The organism is Candidatus Borrarchaeum sp. (genome assembly GCF_019058535.1).
GTDB lineage: Archaea > Asgardarchaeota > Sifarchaeia > Borrarchaeales > Borrarchaeaceae > Borrarchaeum > Borrarchaeum weybense.
This window is the reverse complement of record NZ_JAHPYX010000148.1, coordinates 1-5,769: the sequence shown is the minus strand read 5'-3', so window position 1 is coordinate 5,769 and position 5,769 is coordinate 1. Positions and strand designations below refer to the sequence as shown.

Annotated in this window: 4 protein-coding genes and 1 pseudogene; 1 reads left to right on the top strand and 4 read right to left on the bottom strand. The window is 40.3% G+C overall.

Annotated elements, in window-relative coordinates; all coding sequences use genetic code 11:
• From QVB70_RS08780 to QVB70_RS08765, 4 genes are all read right to left on the bottom strand, one after another.
• A partial coding sequence (locus tag QVB70_RS08780; RefSeq protein WP_287585354.1) for a (Fe-S)-binding protein occupies positions 1-1,022 on the bottom strand: 1,022 nt, incomplete at its 3' end.
• A 31-nt stretch (positions 1,023-1,053) separates the two neighbouring features.
• Entirely contained in the window at positions 1,054-2,565 is a 1,512-nt protein-coding gene (locus tag QVB70_RS08775; RefSeq protein ID WP_287585353.1) for a Coenzyme F420 hydrogenase/dehydrogenase, beta subunit C-terminal domain, read from the bottom strand.
• A gap of 66 nt (positions 2,566-2,631) precedes the next feature.
• The gene (locus tag QVB70_RS08770; RefSeq protein WP_342766556.1) at positions 2,632-3,042 is read right to left on the bottom strand and encodes a hydrogenase iron-sulfur subunit; all 411 of its coding nucleotides are present in this window, start codon (positions 3,040-3,042) and stop codon (positions 2,632-2,634) included.
• A gap of 129 nt (positions 3,043-3,171) precedes the next feature.
• Positions 3,172-5,082: a CoB--CoM heterodisulfide reductase iron-sulfur subunit A family protein gene (locus tag QVB70_RS08765; RefSeq protein ID WP_287585352.1), complete on the bottom strand. Its 1,911-nt coding sequence runs from the start codon at positions 5,080-5,082 to the stop codon at positions 3,172-3,174.
• Between the two features lie 410 nt (positions 5,083-5,492).
• On the opposite strand from QVB70_RS08765, the pseudogene QVB70_RS08760 reads away from it, so the two are divergent.
• Positions 5,493-5,769, top strand: a pseudogene (locus tag QVB70_RS08760) (hypothetical protein); the annotation flags it as partial.

Genomic DNA, 5,769 nt, shown 5'->3' with positions numbered 1-5,769 from the left:
GTTCGGATACCTTTAGTAAAATCATTACAACCCATAAAAGCAGGGACGCCGCAACATAATGCCCTTTCTTTGTTTCGTTCCATTTCGATAAAACGTACCCCAACGTTTTCCATACTATTAAGAATCGTTCGTGGGGCATCATAAACTTTCATATACCGCCCTAATCGACAAGGATCATGGTAGGTTACGGTTATTTCGGGAGAAAATGACTGAGTAAATTCAACAGTCCCCTCATCTATTTTTTGCGCGATTAATTCAGTTATATGGAGTACTTCCACCTTACCAAGATCAAAATACTTAGGATATTCTTTTTTAAGGGCCATATATCCTTCTGCGCAAGAAGTAATGACTCTTTTAGCACCACTAGCTTTAATTGTTTCAATATTTTGCTTAGCTAGGCTCTTAAAGACATCAACATCTCCTCGCCACAGTGCATCGTGTCCACAACACTTTTCCTGGCGAAGAATTACTGGAGGTTCTTCAAACAAGGCGTCCAAAATTCTAAAAGTATCGTGGGCTATAGATAACGCATTAAAACCAATATCTTTTTTGAAATAATCATATGCATCAAAAAACGGGAGACATCCTATAAAATACGCCGTTTCCCCAGTCTCAGTGACTTCAACCCCAGGCGGTACCACAAAGTCTGGTAGATTTCTTTTAAGAGATTCGTTTGCCATCATTTTTTGAGAAAGTGAAAATTCGCCATGCGCTACTTCGCCATGAAGTGCTAATTCCTGTACCATTTCAGCCCTAGCATCTTTCACCATTTCTGGAAAATTAATATTCTGAGGGCATTTTTCGTAGCAATAACTGCAGGTGAGACAAGTCCAAAGATGACCTTCCTTTAGAACTTTTTCCCTATCACCAAGTAGAAGCTCATAGATATAAAGGCTCGGCTGATACGCCTCAAGAAAATATCCTAGCGGACAACAACCAGTACAGACACCGCACTGGTAACAACCTTTTACTATTTCTTTCAGGATTTTTTCATCTTCAGATGCCATCTTAGTCGATGTCATATATTTAACCTTCGTAAGAATTTAGCTTTTTTCATTTACTTTTCTTCTGAGCCAACTCTTTAATTGAGAAGTAATAGTGTGGGGGTAAACCCGGCGATTTCTGATATTTCTCAATCACAGCCTTTGCGTTTCGACTTTTCTTCCGCTTTGACAGTTTCTCAACTAATTCTACATTGATAGGCTTCTCATTAATCTTTAAATAGCCTTCTTTTACTGCATTCTCAAAAATTTTCTCGCCTATGCCTGTTCGGACAACGGCAGTGGACCATCCTGCCCCCGCTCCAATCGAGCCAACTGAAATATCTGCCAATTCGGAAGTTAAATCTACACAATAATGACATGCTTCTCTTGCAAATTCTGCAACTTCAGCAATCGGTAATTCGATCGGGTCACCTTCAATCCTGTGGAGGAAAAATTTGCCTTTATTGATATCTGTCTTCTTCACATCACTTAGTTGAACTCCGCCCTTCTCTGCGATCTTTTTTACTCCTTCATAAGGGAAGCTTTCCATGCAAAATAGCCCGAAAATCGCGACTATCTCGCCAAAAGTATCCTTAAAGGTCTCGCCATAGTAACACTGGTATTTTCGCAAGGCTTGAAGCATGCAAGGTGTTCCAACTACGCATATTTTCTCGCATTCAGATTTTCGTACGGTGTCTAAAATTGATAGATTGGGAGACATTGCGTATTTAGTCCCTGCACATTTGACTAATTCTGCAACATTTCTTACAATTCGCGGTTGTGGTTTCCATGGGTCATCTTCAAGTCCTACGACAATTGCTCCATCAATTTCCCCTTTTTCCAATAAGTAAGCGACTAATGACGTGACGACTCCACCATCTTGTTTTACCGTTTTTATGGTATCATCAGTGCATTGTGCCATTACGCATTTCTTATAACGTCCAATTGGTTCTTCTTTAAAGTGATCACGATTAATGATGTTGTTTCCTAAGCCTTTAAGCAGTCCTATCGGCAGGAAAGTCCTCGGACAATTTTCAAAGCAAAGTGAGCAGTGTATACATACGTCTTCATCGAGAATTGGTCCATCATCACTTACTGAAAGTGCATTTACTGGACAAACTGAGACGCATAATCCGCAGAAAGTACATAGGCGCGTTGCTAAAATGTTTTGTACTGATTGACCTACAGCAACGTCAGTTGGCGGAAGTAGGCTTAATCTAAGTAATTCATCTTCAACGATTTCGGAAATTCTTGTTCTGAAGACCAGCTCATCTTTGGTAGATATGCTTTCAACTTTTCCCTCCGATTCTAGATGTAAAAGATGTGAATAGACGTCAAATTCTTCTAAGTCCAATTCGTTTGCCAATCGAGAAATAGAAACTCCGTCTTTAAGGGCTAACTTAGATAAGATTAATTGTCTTCTTAAATCGTCTTCAAACACTTGATCTTCAATATAGTGAATCATGTTAATATCAAGTTTGCCCTTTTTTATAATCTCCTCTTCATTCTCTAGAAGAACTTTCGTTCTAAAGTTCTCTGCGGTATCTACAATTGCATTCAATTTTTCCTTCAGTTCAACCAAATTCTAAACGCCCCTTTGCATTCTAAGGGTTGTCTTCTTGAAACCACAATGTTTACGTTTCAAGAGTCATTCAGTTTTTAATGGATTTGGTCCAAGCTTTTCGACTTTCTTGAGGGTATCCTCTACAGCTGCCACAAATCTACCTGCTTCTGCAGCAGACAGGAAGTACATATTGACTCGGTTTTCGCCGAGACCATGTCGTTTGAGGATTCGTTTTACAAAGTTGACGTTTCTATCTGCCTTCAAATTTCCGTCAGGAAATTCACATTCACCCTTGTGACATCCAACTACCATAACACCATCAGCGCCCTGCCGAATGGCGTGAAGAAGATGTCCTGCGTTGATTCGTCCAGTGCAACGAATCCTTACAATATTTATGTTTGGTGGGTACTTCATGCGACATGTGCCAGCTAAATCGGCTGCAGGGTAACCTCATTTGTCGCAAGCAAGAGCAACTATGTTATAATTGTCATCCATAGGCTCGATCTCCACTCATGAAATTATATTATGATTCTATTTTTGATGTGTGCACCCTTCGGTTGCAACCTAACTGCTTCTATGAAGGCACAACTTTTTTCCATTCATGATCCTTGCAGTATATGGATGCTATGTTTTTACTTTCAAAATTGGTTTTAATGTGCCTGAGATCTCGCGAAGAAGTTGTTCGTCCCTGTGATATCTAACTGAAAGTGCTTTTGTTGGACAGACTGAAACACACAATCCGCAACCCTTACACGCAATTTCTGATACTTGAGCGACTTCATCTATGACTTCAACTGCGTTAAATGGACATATGCGTTCGCATGTCCCACATGAAATACACAAAGACTCATTGACAATTGGAACCATAAGTTCCAACATTATTTTACCCTGTACAAATGCAGCAGCTAATGCAGCAACACCGTTTGCACCAGCTACACTGTAAGGAATATTCTTAGGACCGTGTGCTCCTCCTGCGATGTAGATACCAGGTGTTTTCGTGTCCTGCGGGTTGAGACACTCATGGATTGGCTTTAAAAAGCCGCTTGGGCCACGATCAAGTCGTAAGACTTCTGCGATTTTCAGTGTTCCTTCACCAGTCACAATTCCCGCGGACAGCACCAGCATATCCACGTCATCGCGGATTAGTTCTCTTGTTAAGGTATTCTCTACCCGTATCTTCAGATCCTTTGTTTCTTTGTTTTCTCGCACCTCTGCAACCTTGCCCCTGACGAATTTAATGCCTGCGTCTCTCACACGAGCGTAATATTCCTCACAAGCTTTATCTGGCGTTCTTATGTCGATGTAGTAAATTGTTATATCAGCGTCAGGATATTCTTGATGAATTAACTGAGCGTTCTTCATCGCTACCATACAGCAAACCTGACTGCAATGCGGGTTTGTTTTTAGATCTCTAGATCCAACACATTGAAGCATCCCTATTTTTTTAGGTCGCTTATTATCGGAAATACGTAATAAGTGACCACCTGTAGGTCCTGTTGGATTCAATAGTCGTTCTAGATCTGATTGTGTAACAACGTTCTCATAGATTCCGTAGCCATAATCGTTGTTTTCCAATGCGTCATAAGGGGCAAATCCAGTTGCCACGATGATTGCACCGACATCGATTTTCTTCGTTGATGGTTGTTGTTCTAAGTCTATTGATTCAGATAAGCAAGCCTTTTGGCATGCGCCACAATCGATACAGTCATCTTTGTTAATCACCGCTATTTTCGGGACTGCTTGTGCAAAGAGAATGTAGATCGCATTTCGAGTTCCCAACCCATTGTTGAACTCATTAGGAACTGTTATTGGACATTTTTCCAGACACGCTTCGCATCCTGTACAGGTTTCTGTGTTGACATAGCGGGCTTTTTGCAGTAATTCAATCTTGAATTCACCAGGTCTACCGCTTACGCTTTGAACTTCTGTATAGGTTAAGATCTCTATACTTGGATTTCTGGCGACTTCAACCATTTTTGGAGCTAGTATTCAGATACTACAGTCATCGGTTGGAAAGACTCTATCAAATTTCGCCATAGAGCCACCGATAGATGGCGAGCTTTCCACAAGAAATACTTTGATTCCCTGTTTTGCCAAATTCAAAGCTGATGTCATTCCAGTAATTCCTGCACCAACGACCATAACTGCTTCTACTGTTTCCAACTCAAGTACTGGGATATCTTCTAATAATTCCGCGCGTGCCACACCAGCTGCAACTAAACGTTTGGCTTTTTTAGTTGCGGCTTCTTTATCTGTATGTACGAAAGAATCATGTTCTCTGAGATTTACCATTTGGAAATAGTATGGCGACAATCCTGCTTCTTTTAGCAACGCGCGATATGTTCCCTCGTGTATCATGGGTGTACATGCTGCAACAACAATGCGATTCAAATCGTATTCCTTTATAGCTTCTTTGATCTCTTGTTGTCCTGCATCGCTACAACTAAACACGCTTGTGCTCGTGTATACGACATTAGGTAAAGTTTTCGCAAACTCGGCGACTTCTTCTACGTCTACCACTGAACCAATGTTCACGCCTCACGCACAAATAAAGGCTCCGATGCGTACATTTTTCATAGAACCCCTCCTAGGGGTCACCTCCAATTGTGAACTTTTACTATACTTTCGCCAATTTTTAATAGGAGTACAGCTGTCTAGTACGGGTATTTAAATTTACCTCTATTTATCTAGCTTTCCAAATAGACAGCTACAAAGTGTGTATACCGTTATAAACCTATCTTTAAAGAGATAAGAACGAATATGCTATAAGCAGATAAACTATTAGTTATAGATAGTATATCGCATTGTAGAAATCCCATTATTTCGATAACTAAAAAAAGTACAAAAAAACTTTTTAAACCAAAGCTTGTATAGGTTTAGCTGGATTTCGACCCTAGAGCAGGGCGAAACTCAGAATTATTATTATCTAAAAAGAGGTTTAAAAAATGGCAAACGAGCGAATGATTGAGTATTTACAATCTCGTATTGAAGGAATAGGTTTTAGAGACTTACAGGGCTTTGTTGTCGATAAAGACGTCTGTTGCTTCTGCGGAACCTGTGCATCACTTTGCCCCAGGATTGGTTTGGAAGAAACAAAGCCAAAGCTTCAGGAATACGACCCTACCTGTTCTATGTGTTTCAGATATTGTGAAAGAACTTATTTTCCAGAAGATGAAGTTGAAAAGGAATTTCTTGGTGGTCAACGTCAGAACTTTCTTTTAG